The sequence below is a fragment of the Limnobacter parvus genome (assembly GCF_024623725.1).
In the GTDB taxonomy this organism is placed as follows: domain Bacteria; phylum Pseudomonadota; class Gammaproteobacteria; order Burkholderiales; family Burkholderiaceae_B; genus Limnobacter; species Limnobacter parvus.
This window is the reverse complement of record NZ_JANKHG010000027.1, coordinates 241,209-256,481: the sequence shown is the minus strand read 5'-3', so window position 1 is coordinate 256,481 and position 15,273 is coordinate 241,209. Positions and strand designations below refer to the sequence as shown.

Genomic DNA, 15,273 nt, shown 5'->3' with positions numbered 1-15,273 from the left:
ATTGAGAACAATTATTAAATATTTAAATTGGGGTTCAATCAGGGGTCAAGGTTCAGTATGATTCATCATCCTTTGAACCTTCTGGTAAAAACCAAATTTCAATGACCACTCGAGTTGACCCCAATAGCCCGATTCACTGGCCGGGCACCATCACCCTGTTTGGAACCACCATAGCTGCACTTATTCTTGTACCCACCTATGCGTGGTACAACGACTACAGCACCGCCGCATGGGTTTCTTTTGTGGTGTTGGCAATTCTGAATGGCATTGCGATTACGGCCGGTTACCACCGCCTGTGGGCCCACCGCACCTACGAAGCACATTGGTCGGTGCGATTCGTGCTGATGTTTTTCGGCACCATGGCTGTACAAAACAGCGTGTTGATTTGGGCTTCAGGCCACCGCACCCACCACCGCCATGTAGACGACGTTGAACACGACCCGTATTCCGCAAAACGCGGCTTCTGGTTTTCGCACATGGGCTGGATGCTGCGCAAATATGAATCTGGCAAAGAAGACCTGAGCAATGCCCCCGACCTGCTGAAAGACCCCATGGTGATGTTTCAGCACAAGCACTACACCGTATTGGCTTTGGGCATTAACTTCCTGTTTCCGGCCCTGATTGGTTTCTTGGTGGGCGACTTGTGGGGTGTCATGTTGCTGGGCGGCCTGCTTCGCCTGGTGTGGTGCCACCAAACCACGTTTTTCATCAATTCACTGGCGCACATTTGGGGCCGACGCCCCTACACCGATGAAAACACGGCCCGTGACAACGATATTTTGGCGATTTTCACCTACGGTGAGGGGTACCACAACTACCACCACCTGTTCCAGTACGACTATCGCAACGGCATTAAGTGGTTTCACATCGACCCCACCAAGTGGCTGATTGCTGGTTTGTCATATGTGGGCTTGACCAAGAATTTGAAACGTTGCGACACATTTGCCATTGAAAAAGCGCGCATTGCCATGCAGTTCAAGCGTGCAGAAGAAAAGCTGAATGCCCACCCCACGGCCATGCAAGCCCAAATGGACGCAATGAAAGCCCGCCTGGCGCAGGAATATGAGCATTACAGCAAGGCCTTGCAGGAATGGGCCAAGCTGAAGGAAGCCTGGTACCAGGACACCAAAAACGCATTGAAGAACGGCGACACCCTTGCGGCTTACAAAGCCAAGTTCAAGGCGATGGAAGTTGAAATGCGCCTGCAACGCAAACGCCTGCAGGCCCTGGTTAGCCAGGTGCAGAAAACCGGGGCAATGGCTTAATGTACTTTTTGAGTTAAACCCACCGGGCCAAAGTAACAGCAACTTTTGACCCGGTTGCAATGGCACCCACCCAAAGCCTGGCGACAAAACCGCCGGGCTTTGTTGTTTTTGCAGCGGCTTCGTCGCGGTGGTTGCATTCATCCAGCTGGAATTCGATCAATTGCGCTTTCAATTCCGGGTGCGTACCCAAGTCATTCAGCTTTTCAATTTGTTCCTGGTAGTGCAGGTTCACGAAGGTTTCAACCGCCGCAATGGTACGAAAAACAGCCTGCTTGCCCAGCAAAGCTGGCAACAAGCCGGTTAAAAAACCAGCAATTCGCCAGGGCACCAGCAGCCAGCTTCTGCGAAACACAGGCAGTAAATCATTCATGGCATCTAAGTGGCGCTGCTCAGTAAGCAAGTGTTCGGTGGCGAAAGCACGAACTTCCGGATCACGCGACACAGCCAACACACCTTTGTAGATCCACACCGCCCCTGTTTCACCTGCGTGGTCGGTGCGAATGTCGGCCACCAAGGTGGGCGGCAGGTGGCTTGTGTCAAACTTCAAAACAAAGCGTTGAATGATTGGGCGCAGCGGCAAAAAGCCGTTGTACGCCTTTTCCATCACCCACAGCACACCAGGTAGTTTCGCCAGCCCGGCCAGCACGCGCCAACCAGGCAGCTGCGCCCACACGTGAACAAATGCCGCAGCACCGCTCAGCATTTCGCCTTGTGCGGTGCGCGTGTGAAAACGTGCCATGAGTTGTTCTTTGCTTTGGCCCGCGGGAAGCGGTGTGGCGGGGTTGGACACGTCGACCCAATAAATGGGCTGGTCGGGCTTAATGTTCTGATACACCGCAATTTCCCGACGGCACATGGGGCATGAACCGTCGAAATACACTTCAACGCATTGGGACTGATTTGAAACCTGTTGGTCTTTTACTGCCATGACCGTACTGCCTTGATTGAAACTGCTTTGGGAAAAACTCTTAACCTAGTTTAACCGTGTACTTCACGCCGTCAAACTCGATGACATCGCCGCCCACAATTTTCTTGCGCTTCTGGGTTTCAATTTGCCCGTTGACCAGTACATGGCCATCGGCAATCGCGTTTTTTGCTTCGCCGCCGCTGGACAACCAACCCTGAAACTTCAGGATTTTGTAAAGCTCGACGGGTTCTTTGTTAATAATGACTTCGTTCATGACGGAATGTTCCCTGCAATCAATGCCCGAAGTGTATCAGCCTTCGAGTATCCACCTTGCCGCTTTCTCGGCGATCATCAGCGTGGGGCTGTTGGTGTTGCCGCTCGTGATGGTGGGCATTACGCTGGCATCAGCAATTCGCAGGTGCTTCACACCAATCACGCGCAATCGTGAATCTACAACGGCGGCCGGGTCGTTGGCTGCACCCATTTTCGCTGTGCCCACCGGGTGGAAAATGGTGGTGGCAATGTCGCCAGCCAGTCGTACCAGTTCCTCGTCGGTTTGAAATTCAATACCCGGCTTGAACTCTTCGGGCTGGTACTTTGCCAGTGCGGGTTGCTGGGCAATGTTGCGGGTAACACGCAAAGAATCGGCCGCCACTTTTTGATCTTCAGTGGTGCTTAGGTAGTTGGGGGCAATTGCGGGGGCTTCTTCAAACCTGCCACTTTTAATGTGCACCGAACCCCTGCTGCTGGGGTTCAAGTTGCACACGCTGGCGGTGAAAGCATTGAAGTTATGCAAAGGCTGGCCAAACGCGGGCAAGCTGAGTGGCTGCACATGGTATTGAATATTCGGGTATGGGCGGTCGGCACTGCTTTTGGTGAACGCACCCAGTTGCGATGGGGCCATGCTCATGGGGCCGCTGCGCTTGAACACATATTCCAAGCCAATTTGTGCCTTGCCCCACAGGCTGTTGGCCAAGGTGTTCAAGGTTTTAACGCCCTGCACTTTGAACACAGCGCGAATTTGAAGGTGGTCTTGCAAATTGGCGCCCACGCCGGGCTTGTCCAGTTTTACATCAATGCCGTGTTGCTGAAGCAGGCTGCCCTGCCCTATGCCTGACAACTCAAGAATTTGTGGCGTGCCAATTGCGCCTGCACACAGCACGGTTTCGCGAACGGCTTTTACAAAAATTTCAACACCGCCCTGCACCACCAATGCACCGTTGCACACCAGCTCGCCGCTGGCGTTGCGTTCAATCAGCAGGTTTTTTACTTGTGCCTGTGTCCACACCGTTAAGTTGGGGCGATTCAGCACAGGGCGCAGAAAGGCCTTGGCCGTATTCCAGCGCCAGCCGCTACGCTGGTTCACTTCAAAGTAGCCCACACCGAAGTTGTTGCCTCGGTTGAAGTCTTCATTTGCGGGTATGCCGGCCTGTTGTGCCGCGTGCGAAAACGCTTCAAGAATTTCCCAGCGCAGGCGCTGTTTTTCCACGCGCCATTCACCCCTACCACTGTGGAACTGAGCCAACTCGTTGTCAGCCAACTCGGCGTGGGGGTTGTCATAACGCCAGTTGCTTTCATGGGCCAAAAAGTCGCGAAGGCAATTGTTCCAGTTCCAGGAATCGTCACCGGTTTGCGCAGCCCAACTTTCGTAATCGCGTGCCTGCCCACGCATGTAGATCATGCCGTTGATGCTTGAACATCCACCCAAGGTTTTACCGCGCGGGTACAGCAGTGAACGCCCGTTAAGGCCTGCGTCGGGTTCAGTGCGGAAGCGCCAGTCGGTGCGCGGGTTGTCGATGCAGTACAAGTACCCCACAGGAATGTGGATCCAGTGGTAGTTGTCTTTGCCGCCTGCCTCTAGCAGCAACACTGAATTGTTGGGGTTGGCACTCAGCCTGTTGGCCATCAGGGCCCCGGCGGTGCCCGCCCCCACCACGATGTAATCGAAAGTCCGCATGTTTTTCCCGAATTGATACACAGATAGTACCCAGCATCGAAATTGGATTGGGCGCCCTGCTGCTGCAATCGAATTGGGGTTTTCCAGAGTTTTGCAAAAAAGTTAAAGATGTCTTGCTCATTACGCGGTGCTTATGACCATTCCAAACATGCCAGAATGCCATCCAATTCCTTTACAATCGAATGTTTCGCACCAATTACAAAGCCTGAGGTTTCAAAAATGACAGAACGTACCACCGTGCATGGCTTGAAAGTAGCTACGCCCCTTTACAACTTTATCAACAACGATGTACTGCCCGGTACCGGCATTGATCAAGCGGGTTTCTGGAAAGGCTTCGACGAAATCGTCAACACATTGGCCCCCAAGAATGCCGCGTTGCTGGCTGAACGCGACCGCATTCAACTAGAAATGGACGCGTGGCACAAAGCCAACCCAGGCCCCATCGCCGACATGGCGGCCTACCAGGAATTCTTGAAGAAGATTGGCTATTTGGTTGAGCAGCCCGCCAAGGTGCAGGCCACCACCGCCAATGTAGACGGCGAATTGGCCACACAAGCTGGCCCTCAGTTGGTGGTGCCAATCCTGAACGCACGCTATGCCTTGAACGCCGCCAATGCGCGTTGGGGCAGCCTGTACGACGCACTGTACGGCACCGATGTAATTTCAGAAGACGGCGGCGCAGAACGCGCAGGTGGTTACAACCCAGTGCGCGGCGCCAAAGTAATTGAGTACGCACGCAACTTTTTGGACCAGTCTTTCCCACTGGAAGGTGCTTCACACAAAGACGCGACCGGCTACACAGTGGTTGGCGGCAAACTGCAAGTGGCATTGAAAAACGGCAACACGGCTGGCTTGAAAAATACTGCCCAGTTGGTTGGCTTTCAAGGCGATGCAACTGCCCCCACTTCTGTGCTGCTGGTGAACAACGGCATTCACGCCGACATCATTATTAACCGCGCAACACCCATTGGTTCGACTGACGCAGCCGGTGTGGCCGATGTGGTTTTGGAAGCCGCGCTTTCAACCATTCTTGACCTGGAAGATTCTGTTGCAGCCGTAGACGCTGAAGACAAAATTGTGGCCTACAAAAACTGGCTGGGAATTCTGAAAGGCACACTGACAGAAAGCGTGAGCAAAGGTGGAAAAACTTTCACCCGTGGCCTGAACCCAGACCGCGTTTACACCGGCGTTAATGGCGAAACAGTAACCATGCATGGCCGCAGCATGTTGTTCCTGCGCAACGTGGGCCACTTGATGACCAACCCCGCCATTGTGTGGGGCGGCGACAAAGAAATTCCTGAAGGCATTCTGGATGCAATCGTAACCACAACCATTGCGCTACACGACCTGAAAGGCAATGGCGTGAACGGCATTCGCAACAGCCGCAAAGGTTCTGTGTACATTGTAAAGCCGAAAATGCATGGCCCTGTTGAGGTGGGCTTTGCTGCTGAATTGTTCACCCATGTAGAAAAGCTGCTGGGCCTGCCCGACAGCACCGTGAAGCTGGGCATTATGGACGAAGAGCGCCGCACATCCGTTAACCTGAAGGCCTGTATTGCTGCTGCTGCAAGCCGCGTGGCATTCATCAACACCGGCTTCTTGGACCGCACTGGCGATGAAATGCACACCGCCATGCACGCTGGCGCAATGATTCGCAAAGCCGAGATGAAGAGCAGCGCCTGGATTCAAGCCTACGAGCGCAACAACGTGCTGGTTGGGCTAAGCTGTGGCCTGAAAGGCCGTGCGCAAATTGGCAAAGGCATGTGGGCCATGCCCGACCTGATGAAAGCCATGCTGGAACAGAAAATTGGCCACCCCAAGGCCGGTGCAAACACCGCTTGGGTACCCAGCCCAACAGCCGCAACACTGCACGCCATGCACTACCACCAGGTTAGCGTGGCAGCGGTTCAAGCTGATCTGGAAAAGATTGACGCTGAAGCCGAACGCGCTGGAATTCTGGCCAACTTGTTGCAAGTGCCAGTGGCAACCAACACCAACTGGAGCGAGGCTGAAAAGCAGCAAGAGCTGGACAACAACGCCCAAGGTATTTTGGGTTATGTGGTTCGCTGGGTTGACCAGGGTGTGGGTTGCTCGAAGGTGCCCGACATCAACAACGTGGGCCTGATGGAAGACCGCGCTACGCTGCGCATTTCCAGCCAGCACATTGCCAACTGGATTCACCACGGCATCGTGAGTGAAGCCCAAGTGATGGAAACCATGAAGCGCATGGCTGCAGTGGTTGACCAGCAAAACGCTGGCGACCCTGTGTACAAGCCTATGGCTGGCAACTTTGAAACATCTGCCGCATTCAAGGCTGCATGCGACCTGGTGTTCAAAGGCATGGAACAACCAGCTGGTTACACTGAGCCACTGCTGCATGCATGGCGCTTGAAGGTAAAAGCGGCTTAAGTTGTTTTAGCTGTTGGAAGTAAAAAAGCCAGGTGCTGAAAAGTACCTGGCTTTTTTATTTGTGGGCTTATCGCAAGCAACTACGACAGCGCCAAGCTAAGTCAGCAGCTAAGTCAACTTACACGGACGAAGCCTGACAAGCTGCCAGCTTCGGCAGCAGGCGATCATACTCAAGCCTAACGGTCTCATAGCATTCGCATGCGCGTGCTTCCAACTTCTTGCGGTTCAGCACCGTAACGTGGCCGCGCGTGTACTCGATAATGCCCTCTTTTTTCAAGGCGAGTGCCGTTGTAGTAATGCTCTCGCGGCGAGTACCCAACAGGCTGGCAAGCAACTCGTGAGTCACCACAAGATCGTTGCTGTGTAGCCGGTCAATGCTCATCAACAACCAGCGGCAAAATTGCTTGTCCAACGAATGGTGACGGTTGCACACCGCTGTTTGCGATGTTTGGCAGATCAGTGCCTGGGTGTAGAGCAGCGACACGTGTTGCAACTTGCCACCCAACGCAAATTCACGCTTCATGTGCTGGCGATCCAGCCGATAGGCGTGGCCCGCGCTTTGCACCTTCGTATCACTGGGCATGCTTTCACCACCCATAAAGATAGAGATGCCCACCATGCCTTCATTGCCAACCAGAGCTATTTCACTGGAAGAACCGTCTTCCAGGGCATAGATCAGGGAAACGATGCCGTCGGTTGGAAAGTGCAGAAATTTCACATGATCACCCGACTCTGACATGGTCCACCCCAGCGGCAGGGGCACCAGTTTCAGGTTTGGCAACAATCGTTGATAGTCCGCCTCTGGCAGAGAAGCCAGTATGCAGTTTTGCTTGGGGCTTGGTGCCTGAGTTTGTGCGGCTTTTGTCATAAGTGGCTACTGTGCGCTCAATGTGGGGATAACCTTCCACACTAACTTTTCATGCACTGCCTGTATGTGCGAAACCGCACTTAAGGTCTGTTTCAAGACGGTTTGCCTGGGGCCTTCAGTACGTGGGTGGAAAGCTATTTTGTCAGCAGAGCCTCTTCGATTCCTTGTTGGATAATTTTTAAGCTGACCCGATCAATTTTCTTGGGTAATTGTGGGTTTGCTCGCGTCGCGAATCGATTGTATTGGCGAAACGTGAGAACCAACTCGGCTTGATCCGGGGTCGCCTCTTTGCTTTTGGAAATAACCCAATCCGCTTTCACAAACTCACCTTTCGCCTGCAGCGCGTGAACTTGAACTTCTGGCATTTCATCAAGTGTTGCAACGGTAATTAGGTGCTGATTTTTGCAAATAGTACCTGTTTCCAGGTCACAAGTTTCATCACGAGCTGGAGTTGCGAAAAGCCTCAACATCAGGCCCTTCTGGTGCCCGGGGTTGTATTGATTCAAGTCGATTAGTTGCCCGTAAGCGAGATTGTTCTTGAGTACCTGATCGTCGAACTCTTGTGCCCAGCTTAAGTTTGCAAGCATGGCGAGAGAGGTGATTACCATTGCTTTTTGAGTCCAATTCATTGCTCAGTTCGCATGCCGTAGATATATGAAATATCGACAGCCTTGCCTAAGCCTTGCGTGTGCGGACTGGATAAGTTGGGGATAACGGCCATGCAGTGCCTTTTAAACGAATTTAAAGAGGCACCTTAATGACAAGGAATGGAAGGTTACAAATTGAGGATGGGTGGTCGCTTGGTGTGATTACACCGATGGACTGTTGACTTAATTTTTCACTTCACTTTGCGATGCAAATGTAGAGAGGTACAAGTGCTCTACTTGCTCTCTGGCCCAAGGCGTTTTTCGAAGAAACTTCAGGCTGGATTTCACAGACGGATCGCTCTTGAAACAATTGATATTAATCCGCTTGGCAAGTTCATCCCAGCCATAGTGTTCAACAAGCTTCACGACGACGGTCTCAAGCGTGACGCCATGCAGGGGGTTCTTGGATTGCTCGGTATTCATGTTTGAGGGGGATCCTTGGGGTTACGCATTACTCATAGTGGCTCCAGAGTCGAAGAACTTTTACCACCTTTTCATCCTCAAGCACTTGGTACACCAAGCGGTGCTGAATATTTATTCGGCGAGAGTAATTCCATGTCATCAGTCCAGCTCCTCATCACACTGATCAACTGCGGTCGCCATTCCCTCATGAATAGACTCGCTCATGCAGGGTACAGAGAGCAGATAAAGTGTTTCGTGAATAGCAGCCCAGTCTTCTTCAGCCACTAGTACAGCTTTATTTCGCTTGCCCATGATAAGAATCGGCTGATGGGATTCCGCAGTTTCATCAATCAACCGATAAAGATTGCTCCGAGCCTCGGTAGCAGTAATTCCGAGCATGATGCGCCTCTTTGTACGGTTAACTTGGCTGCTATTGTATGCAATTCAATACGCACGTCAAAACGAACGCTATTTTCGAAAAGAATTCAGGCGGGTAATTCATAGGAAACTTTCGTGCCCGCAATACTAATCAGCCCTTGCTTTTGTAGCTCATCCATCAAAGATTGAAGTTCTTCCTCTGAAGCTAGTGAGGGTTTTGACAGCGCGAGGCTTCGATGCCCCTCTATGCTTCAGATCACCGACGCTTTGAAACGATGTGGAAGTATGCGTCTGGGTCGTTGCTTGCCAAGATGCCAATGTAGCACGCGATGTGAAAGTCAAGCGCGTTCGAGCCATTGCCAGAAATCTTGATGTACTCGGCCCGCTCTCCCATTTGCTGAAGAACAGACGCCACCTCAAAGGTGACCTTCGCTTGATTTGCTCCGACAAAATGAGACCTCTAGCGCTCTGCTAATGTGCACTGGTTACGGCTTCACTTTTCGGCAGATTGTTAGCAGCCTACAGTTCACCATATTTCGCCTTAAAACTGAGTCTTGATCGAACACTCGTTTTCAGATTGTACTTTTATCGGCACAGACATCAGCAAGCCTCGCAAGTTACGTAACTCCAGCCGAGCACAGTTACCTGCCAACTGTTGCGCCCGCTCCGTGCGCTCATCTGCGCCAAACAAATAGCGATGCGTGCGCATAGGGGCCAGGTCATTAGCTGGGTGAATGGTATGGCGATGCGCAATATCGATGGCATGCGCAAGCATCGCTGCCGCAGTTGATTTCAACTGATTTGCTTCGTCAGCAGACCAATGGGAGCGGGGGTCTATTTCGCCCAATGGAGACGAGACCACGCGAACCAAGGTTTCCAAACTGGCTGCACCAGGCGCAACAAATTGAATTGCAACATCAAGTATCACAACGGATTCGTCAGGGGCCAAGGTGAACGTGGGTGAAGTTTGAACGACCGAACCTGCAACTGGTGCGGTGTGTCCATCCCAAACCCTTATTTGTAGTGATGACGGTACTGCGGCAACGGCCACATCCCAAAGGTTCGCCGCAGACCAAGCAGCCAACTCAGTCGCATACGGATCGAGAACACGATCAGCCGCCTGTTGGGCTTTTTGATATTCGCTAGATTGCATGTTATTGGCAATGGCCGCATGCGCCACGATTGCAGCCAATAAGCCGGCTGCGCCTGGAACTGGGTAGAGGCCGACTTGGGGACCCATACCGACTGCCCCACCCTCAGTAGGCAACATGCCACGCCACTTAACTCCCGGCTCTATTGGCATGCGCCACCACAAGGGTGCTTCAAGTGGCGCAGTCGCAAATGCCGCTGTACTCGGCATGGTCAATGTCAATGCCGTCGCAAAGACGGCTACGCGCCACGACATCATCGAACGAATGGTTTCTTAATGACGTCCATGCCACTTTCCAGGACCTGATAATAAGCATTGGTAAGTCCTGGAAATTTTGGGGGCTCGTCCCAATCCCCGTCGGCGGTGCGAGAAATAGTCACAGGCTGATACCATTCCAGCGAATGCGTCGTCAAATCGACCAATGAAGCGCTGCCAACAACGACTGCCTTAGGAGGATCGGTAGGAACGTAGGCCGAATACGAGCGCCATACACCCAGTGCCGTGAAATGGATCACCACTAACCGGTCAATGTTGTACTTGGCCTTTAGGGATGTAAAGTTCTTGCGCGACTTATTCACTGCTTCGCTGGCATTCAAATCGGGCAAGGCATCGATTTTCAGTGGTTCATCAATGAGGACAGCATCGAGGCCACGCTTCTTTAGCAGAACAACCAAATCATGCGGCAAAGGTTTGAGTTCGGCTGTACTAAAGGTTTTCACCTCTTTACTTAAAGAAGAATGCATTCCATTTGCTACACCGAGGCAAAGAAGGCAATTGGCACCAGGGAATGCAGTGTCTGGTTTGGGCAATTCGACCATCACTACACCTACCCTGCCTTCCTTGGCTTTGCTGGATAAAAAGTAGTTGTCAGCCAAATCGATGCGTTGCTGGATGGGCGTAGCACATCCGCCCAAAAATAAAGCTGCGGCAACCAACACAAACATACTTCTAAAATTTAACGACATACTTTTTCCTAATGATATGAATTTTTCAACAAAAAACACCCGTCTTTTTGGCTGATCTCCACACTGCACCAGCGGATGCGCTGCGGGATTACAAAAGACAATTTACAGACAATTGTTTGTAACGAAATACATCATGTGCGTTCCATTCGGCCGATTCAATAAACGCTTTTCAGTGGGTCGTAAGAACTGGCTATTTGCTGGGTGCTTACGGTTGTCTGTTCGGGGAATATAGAATCACACCCGGCCTGAATCAGCACAGCAGCGCCGGTGTCATAGCCTGAGTTCGCTAACGCACAGACCCCTAGTCACTTTGTTTCTATCTTTTCCCTTCTGCTGGTGGACTTATTGGCCCCAGCGATCAAGCCGGAACTCGACTCCAGCCGTGCCTTTGGACTCTGCTGTGGATTGATGTTCCTTCACAACCTAACAAGCAAGGAACAAGCATGGAAACCAACTACGTCACACGCGACAACTACGGCATGTATGCCGACACTGCCCACACTACCGACGGTCCAGGCCCATCTTTGATGGGCGCTGACACACTTTTGGGCAACGATGTTTACAACCATGACGGCGAGGATCTGGGCGACATTAAGGAATTCATGATCGACATGGCTTCGGGCAAGGTCGCGTACGCGGTCTTGTCATATGGTGGCCTGATGGGCATGGGTGACAAGCTATTCGCCGTGCCCTGGGCAGCACTGAAACTAGACACGGAGAACAAGCGCTTCACGCTCAATGCCCGGAAGGATGCCCTAAAGGACGCACCGGGGTTCGACAAGGACAATTGGCCCTTGATGTCAGACCAGACATGGGCCACTGGCGTGCATAAGTTCTATGGAACGCAATACAAGGCCGACTGAGCCTTGGCATCACACTACGCCTGCGCAGGTCTTTCAGCTTCGCAGGCGTGGTGAACCATGATTCAAATGGTGTCTCTTTTGGATAAACCGACACCCCACAATCACGCAAGAGCTTCCGGACATACTCCGTGTCCGACCAAAGCGAGGTGTCAAAGGCATGAATACCCAGAGCGCTGGCTCTCTTTTTGGCCTCGGCATAGCGGAGACCAGCGAGCGCAGCAGCTGCGGCAATGCCGCAACCAGTTGCTTCTTCTTGGATGACGACATTCATATCTTTACAAATTCACGTTTGAGGTCAGCGGTGGTCAGGCACAGGATACGCGCAGCGCGAGCACAATCCTGGACATCCTCACCCACCCCACAAGACGACTATCGCATTGTGCCTGCTGGAGGCTCCCGCAAAAAAGAGCCGCATGGGTTCGAATAGCCAGATGTCGGCCTCGTTTCCTCTCTGCCGAAGCAAACACTCGAAGAACGTGCGCCCCCTGCTGTCAATGTCCGCCGCGATTAATTTCACAAGATCCGATCCAAGAAACACTGCATCTGGATCATCAAACTCATTTCGCTGGGCGCGAAGATCGCCTTCAAACATTCGCGCCAGAGGTCCAGAGAGACCTCCAAGTGCCAACTCCCAGCCGGGGAACGATTGCTCGCCCCTGCACGATGGACAGTCCTCGAGATTGAGCCCACCCAAAGCTTTGTACCACTCGCTTTTGGTAGTGCAGCCGACAAGGTGCTCACGCGCACTAACCTTTATTTCGTAAAAGTATCCAAAACTCATTTGGGGGTGCTCTAACGCCTTAGTTAAGCCGCGCCTAAAGCGCCTGCTTGAATGAACTGGCAGAGCGCAAATCCGTGATCAAATTGTCGAACGAATCTGCACCCTTGAGATTGAAAACAACATGTGTGTCTTGGAACTCACTACCAATCCGAAACAGCAGATACTGACACGATTTGAACAGGCCCCGTATATCCTCAAAGCTCATCCCGGCAATCTTGTGAGATTCAATTTTTGTTCGCTTGAGTGTCTGATGGCCAACAACCTCGTTGCGAATAACGCTAACGTGCTTCCATGTTTTTTTTATTTCGACATAAGCAAGGCCTGAAAGCCTTGTCTACCCTAGTTGTTCGCCACAGAATACTATGCGCCACCCCGTATTTGAGGGGCGTCATGACCACTTGCTCGATGGCTTTATGCGGTGCGAATTTGGTGATGTCAAGTTGAAAAGGTTTCGCGTGGGCACTCGCCAATGTCATCCAGTATCAGCAAACCCCAACATTTTTACGCGCATAAAAATGCGAAAAGCCGGACCACCCCGCTACGAATGGTCCGGCTTCAAGAACTCCAAATTATTGCTTTTACGCAGCCACTGGTGCCTTCACCACTGCTTTGCTCATGCGTGCACGCACGGCTTTTTTCACTTCGGGGTTGGGGTTGCGCATGGCTTGGTTCACCTTCTCCACAAACGCGTCGATGTCGTTCATGAAGTGGCTGTTGTCGTGGTCCCAGGGGTGGAAGTCGGCGCGGAAGTAGTCGAAAAAATCGCTCATCGCGTTGCGGAAAATGCCTTCCTTGCCCAGCAACAATTTGGCAACGGCCTTGTAACCTTTCAGGTGCTTGCCCTTGGTGTTGGGGTCGGCAAATACCAGGCGTGCATGGAAGTACATAATGACGGGCCAGAAAATAACGGTGGCCAACACCATGCCGAAGCGGCGAATGAAGCGGTTGTACACGTTGTCGGGAACCACGGTATTCCATACATCGTAAGCCACGGCTTTGTGTTCGGTTTCTTCATAGGCGTGCCACTGCCACATTTGCTTGAAGCCTTCGTCTGACTTTTCACCAGTTACTTTTGGATCTTTTAACACGGCGTCGGCCATGATGGCGGTGTAATGTTCCAGCGCAATGGTGCCAGCCAGCGACAACTTTTTGCCCAGCCCTTTTTGCAAACCACCCAGCAAGCTCCACAGCATTTTGTCCAGCTTCAGGGCGGGTACACCACTGCGGTCCATCATCTCGTTGTATTCCTCGTGCTCGCGGCTGTGCAGCGCTTCCTGGCCGATGAATGCGGTGATGGCCTTTTTCAAGTCAGGGTCGTTTACCTGGTCTTTGTAAGCACGCACAGAGTCCATGAACAAACGCTCGCCGGCGGGAAACAGCACAGACAAGGCGTTGAAGAAGTGGGTGACGTGCTCACCGGCTTCGTGCCAGTTGTTGATGCGAGACTCATCAAGATTGATTTTTACGTCGCGGCGCACTGGAATGACTTTCATGGTGTACTCCTTTGGTTACGGCTGTTTTTGTAATTCAACACAAACATTGACACTGACGACTGTAACAATCATTTACGGCATTAACAACTGTAAACGTTAGAAAAACACTCTAAATTTCAAACGATCGTTTGTTTTTTGAAACAGGGCAAACCCTTGATTCAATTGCACTAATTCTTTTGCAGCGCAATATAATTTGTATAGGTATTTTCGGAAGTGTTTGTTTCTACGAGCAATATTGCCTTGCTCTACTGCGGTAAAATAAGGGTATTGACCAGTTCATTTCGAGGTACCCATGAACGCAACCGCAAGTGTAAAAGACCCCCGCTCGGTAGAACATGTAATTACTGGCCAAGCCACATCAGATGGCGCTGGAGTGAAGCTGACCCGCGTGATTACCCAAAACCTGCAGCGCAGGCTTGATCCGTTTTTGATGCTGGACAATTTTGGCAGCGACAACCCTGACGACTACATTGCGGGCTTCCCAAACCACCCGCACCGCGGGTTTGAAACCATTACCTACATGATTGCCGGGCGCATGCTTCACGAAGACAGCAAGGGAAACAAAGGCTTGCTAGAAAACGGCGGCGTGCAATGGATGACTGCAGGGCGCGGTGTATTTCATTCCGAAATTCCGCAACAGGAAGAAGGCGTGATGGAAGGCTTTCAGCTGTGGTTGAACCTGCCCGCAAAAGACAAAATGTGCACGCCCTGGTATCGCGATTTCAAGAACACCGACCTGCCCCAGTTCACCACGCCAGAAGGTGTGGCGGTCACCGTGATTGCGGGCAGCAGCCACGGCGTAGAAGGTGCGGTAAGCCGTGAAGGCACCGAACCGCTGTACCTTGATTTGCATTTGCCTGCCAGCACGCAATTCGAACAAACTTTGCCTGCAACTCACAATGCCGTGGTGTTTGTTTACCGTGGCGAAGTGAAGGTGGGCGGCCAAATGGTGGGCGACAAGCGCATGGCGATTTTGAACAATGTTGGCGATGGCGTAGTGATTGAAGCAAGTGCCGATGCCAAGGCTTTGCTGATTGCAGGCAAACCGTTGAATGAACCAATTGCGCAGTACGGCCCGTTTGTGATGAACACCGAACAGGAAATTCGACAGGCCTTGCAAGATTTCAGGGAAGGCACGCTGGCGTAAAAAAAGCCCGGAGAGATCCGGGCTTTTTTTTGGACACTTCA

Annotated in this window: 16 protein-coding genes and 1 pseudogene; 4 read left to right on the top strand and 13 right to left on the bottom strand. The window is 52.1% G+C overall.

All coding sequences use genetic code 11. The features are described from left to right. Positions 1-101: 101 nt before the first annotated feature. Entirely contained in the window at positions 102-1,265 is a 1,164-nt protein-coding gene (locus tag NSP04_RS14850; RefSeq protein ID WP_257513135.1) for a fatty acid desaturase, read from the top strand. Between the two features lie 13 nt (positions 1,266-1,278). On the opposite strand, the gene NSP04_RS14845 is transcribed toward NSP04_RS14850, so the two are convergent. Genes NSP04_RS14845 through NSP04_RS14835 form a run of 3 tightly spaced genes read right to left on the bottom strand, consistent with a single transcriptional unit; the run spans position 1,279 to position 4,129 of the window. Beyond that, positions 1,279-2,193 carry a demethoxyubiquinone hydroxylase family protein gene (locus NSP04_RS14845; RefSeq protein WP_257513134.1) on the bottom strand — a complete coding sequence of 305 codons (915 nt, stop codon included), beginning with the start codon at positions 2,191-2,193 and terminating at the stop codon, positions 1,279-1,281. A 40-nt stretch (positions 2,194-2,233) separates the two neighbouring features. Next, positions 2,234-2,446 (bottom strand): RNA-binding S4 domain-containing protein, encoded by a 213-nt coding sequence (locus NSP04_RS14840; RefSeq protein WP_257513133.1) that lies wholly within the window; start codon positions 2,444-2,446, stop codon positions 2,234-2,236. Positions 2,447-2,482: 36 nt separating this feature from the next. Further along, positions 2,483-4,129, bottom strand: a complete 1,647-nt coding sequence (locus NSP04_RS14835; RefSeq protein WP_257513132.1) for a GMC family oxidoreductase — start codon at positions 4,127-4,129, stop codon at positions 2,483-2,485. 219 nt (positions 4,130-4,348) lie between these two features. On the opposite strand from NSP04_RS14835, the gene NSP04_RS14830 reads away from it, so the two are divergent. Continuing rightward, entirely contained in the window at positions 4,349-6,538 is a 2,190-nt protein-coding gene (locus NSP04_RS14830) for a malate synthase G (protein WP_257513131.1), read from the top strand. A 118-nt stretch (positions 6,539-6,656) separates the two neighbouring features. Here NSP04_RS14830 and NSP04_RS14825 read toward each other — a convergent pair whose 3' ends face one another. From NSP04_RS14825 to NSP04_RS14790, 8 genes and pseudogenes are all read right to left on the bottom strand, one after another. Continuing rightward, a complete protein-coding gene (locus NSP04_RS14825) occupies positions 6,657-7,406 on the bottom strand; it encodes a Crp/Fnr family transcriptional regulator (protein ID WP_257513130.1) in 750 nt (249 codons plus the stop codon). Between the two features lie 134 nt (positions 7,407-7,540). Further along, positions 7,541-8,035, bottom strand: coding sequence for a hypothetical protein (locus NSP04_RS14820; RefSeq protein ID WP_257513129.1), 495 nt, complete (start codon positions 8,033-8,035; stop codon positions 7,541-7,543). A gap of 201 nt (positions 8,036-8,236) precedes the next feature. Further along, positions 8,237-8,476: a VF530 family protein gene (locus NSP04_RS14815; protein WP_257513128.1), complete on the bottom strand. Its 240-nt coding sequence runs from the start codon at positions 8,474-8,476 to the stop codon at positions 8,237-8,239. Positions 8,477-8,504: 28 nt separating this feature from the next. Beyond that, complete coding sequence (locus NSP04_RS14810) at positions 8,505-8,615, bottom strand: type II toxin-antitoxin system RelE/ParE family toxin (RefSeq protein ID WP_257513127.1); 111 nt, start codon at positions 8,613-8,615, stop codon at positions 8,505-8,507. Continuing rightward, positions 8,615-8,854, bottom strand: a complete 240-nt coding sequence (locus NSP04_RS14805) for a type II toxin-antitoxin system Phd/YefM family antitoxin (RefSeq protein WP_257513126.1) — start codon at positions 8,852-8,854, stop codon at positions 8,615-8,617. The genes NSP04_RS14810 and NSP04_RS14805 overlap by 1 nt, the downstream gene beginning before the upstream one ends. Positions 8,855-9,089: 235 nt before the next feature. Continuing rightward, a pseudogene (locus NSP04_RS14800) lies at positions 9,090-9,272 on the bottom strand (PIN domain-containing protein); the annotation flags it as partial. A 102-nt stretch (positions 9,273-9,374) separates the two neighbouring features. After that, positions 9,375-10,193, bottom strand: a complete 819-nt coding sequence (locus NSP04_RS14795; protein WP_257513125.1) for a hypothetical protein — start codon at positions 10,191-10,193, stop codon at positions 9,375-9,377. A gap of 44 nt (positions 10,194-10,237) precedes the next feature. Next, a complete protein-coding gene (locus NSP04_RS14790; protein WP_257513124.1) occupies positions 10,238-10,948 on the bottom strand; it encodes a hypothetical protein in 711 nt (236 codons plus the stop codon). 443 nt (positions 10,949-11,391) lie between these two features. On the opposite strand from NSP04_RS14790, the gene NSP04_RS14785 reads away from it, so the two are divergent. Next, entirely contained in the window at positions 11,392-11,811 is a 420-nt protein-coding gene (locus NSP04_RS14785) for a PRC-barrel domain-containing protein (RefSeq protein ID WP_257513123.1), read from the top strand. Between the two features lie 815 nt (positions 11,812-12,626). Here NSP04_RS14785 and NSP04_RS15060 read toward each other — a convergent pair. Together NSP04_RS15060 and NSP04_RS14780 are read right to left on the bottom strand one after the other, a co-directional pair. Further along, positions 12,627-12,896 carry a hypothetical protein gene (locus NSP04_RS15060; RefSeq protein WP_371825028.1) on the bottom strand — a complete coding sequence of 90 codons (270 nt, stop codon included), beginning with the start codon at positions 12,894-12,896 and terminating at the stop codon, positions 12,627-12,629. Between the two features lie 274 nt (positions 12,897-13,170). After that, positions 13,171-14,085, bottom strand: coding sequence for a metal-dependent hydrolase (locus NSP04_RS14780; protein ID WP_257513122.1), 915 nt, complete (start codon positions 14,083-14,085; stop codon positions 13,171-13,173). Between the two features lie 292 nt (positions 14,086-14,377). Between NSP04_RS14780 and NSP04_RS14775 the strand changes: the two genes are divergently transcribed. Then, positions 14,378-15,232, top strand: a complete 855-nt coding sequence (locus tag NSP04_RS14775) for a pirin family protein (protein WP_257513121.1) — start codon at positions 14,378-14,380, stop codon at positions 15,230-15,232. Positions 15,233-15,273: the final 41 nt, after the last annotated feature.

What these genes read in the sequence shown, in the direction of transcription:
- NSP04_RS14850 (WP_257513135.1), top strand. Translation starts at nt 102, where the DNA reads ATGACCACTCGAGTTGACCCCAATAGCCCGATTCACTGGCCGGGCACC.
- NSP04_RS14845 (WP_257513134.1), bottom strand. Translation starts at nt 2,193, where the DNA reads ATGGCAGTAAAAGACCAACAGGTTTCAAATCAGTCCCAATGCGTTGAA.
- NSP04_RS14840 (WP_257513133.1), bottom strand. Translation starts at nt 2,446, where the DNA reads ATGAACGAAGTCATTATTAACAAAGAACCCGTCGAGCTTTACAAAATC.
- NSP04_RS14835 (WP_257513132.1), bottom strand. Translation starts at nt 4,129, where the DNA reads ATGCGGACTTTCGATTACATCGTGGTGGGGGCGGGCACCGCCGGGGCC.
- NSP04_RS14830 (WP_257513131.1), top strand. Translation starts at nt 4,349, where the DNA reads ATGACAGAACGTACCACCGTGCATGGCTTGAAAGTAGCTACGCCCCTT.
- NSP04_RS14825 (WP_257513130.1), bottom strand. Translation starts at nt 7,406, where the DNA reads ATGACAAAAGCCGCACAAACTCAGGCACCAAGCCCCAAGCAAAACTGC.
- NSP04_RS14820 (WP_257513129.1), bottom strand. Translation starts at nt 8,035, where the DNA reads ATGAATTGGACTCAAAAAGCAATGGTAATCACCTCTCTCGCCATGCTT.
- NSP04_RS14815 (WP_257513128.1), bottom strand. Translation starts at nt 8,476, where the DNA reads ATGAATACCGAGCAATCCAAGAACCCCCTGCATGGCGTCACGCTTGAG.
- NSP04_RS14810 (WP_257513127.1), bottom strand. Translation starts at nt 8,615, where the DNA reads ATGACATGGAATTACTCTCGCCGAATAAATATTCAGCACCGCTTGGTG.
- NSP04_RS14805 (WP_257513126.1), bottom strand. Translation starts at nt 8,854, where the DNA reads ATGCTCGGAATTACTGCTACCGAGGCTCGGAGCAATCTTTATCGGTTG.
- NSP04_RS14795 (WP_257513125.1), bottom strand. Translation starts at nt 10,193, where the DNA reads ATGCCGAGTACAGCGGCATTTGCGACTGCGCCACTTGAAGCACCCTTG.
- NSP04_RS14790 (WP_257513124.1), bottom strand. Translation starts at nt 10,948, where the DNA reads ATGTCGTTAAATTTTAGAAGTATGTTTGTGTTGGTTGCCGCAGCTTTA.
- NSP04_RS14785 (WP_257513123.1), top strand. Translation starts at nt 11,392, where the DNA reads ATGGAAACCAACTACGTCACACGCGACAACTACGGCATGTATGCCGAC.
- NSP04_RS14780 (WP_257513122.1), bottom strand. Translation starts at nt 14,085, where the DNA reads ATGAAAGTCATTCCAGTGCGCCGCGACGTAAAAATCAATCTTGATGAG.
- NSP04_RS14775 (WP_257513121.1), top strand. Translation starts at nt 14,378, where the DNA reads ATGAACGCAACCGCAAGTGTAAAAGACCCCCGCTCGGTAGAACATGTA.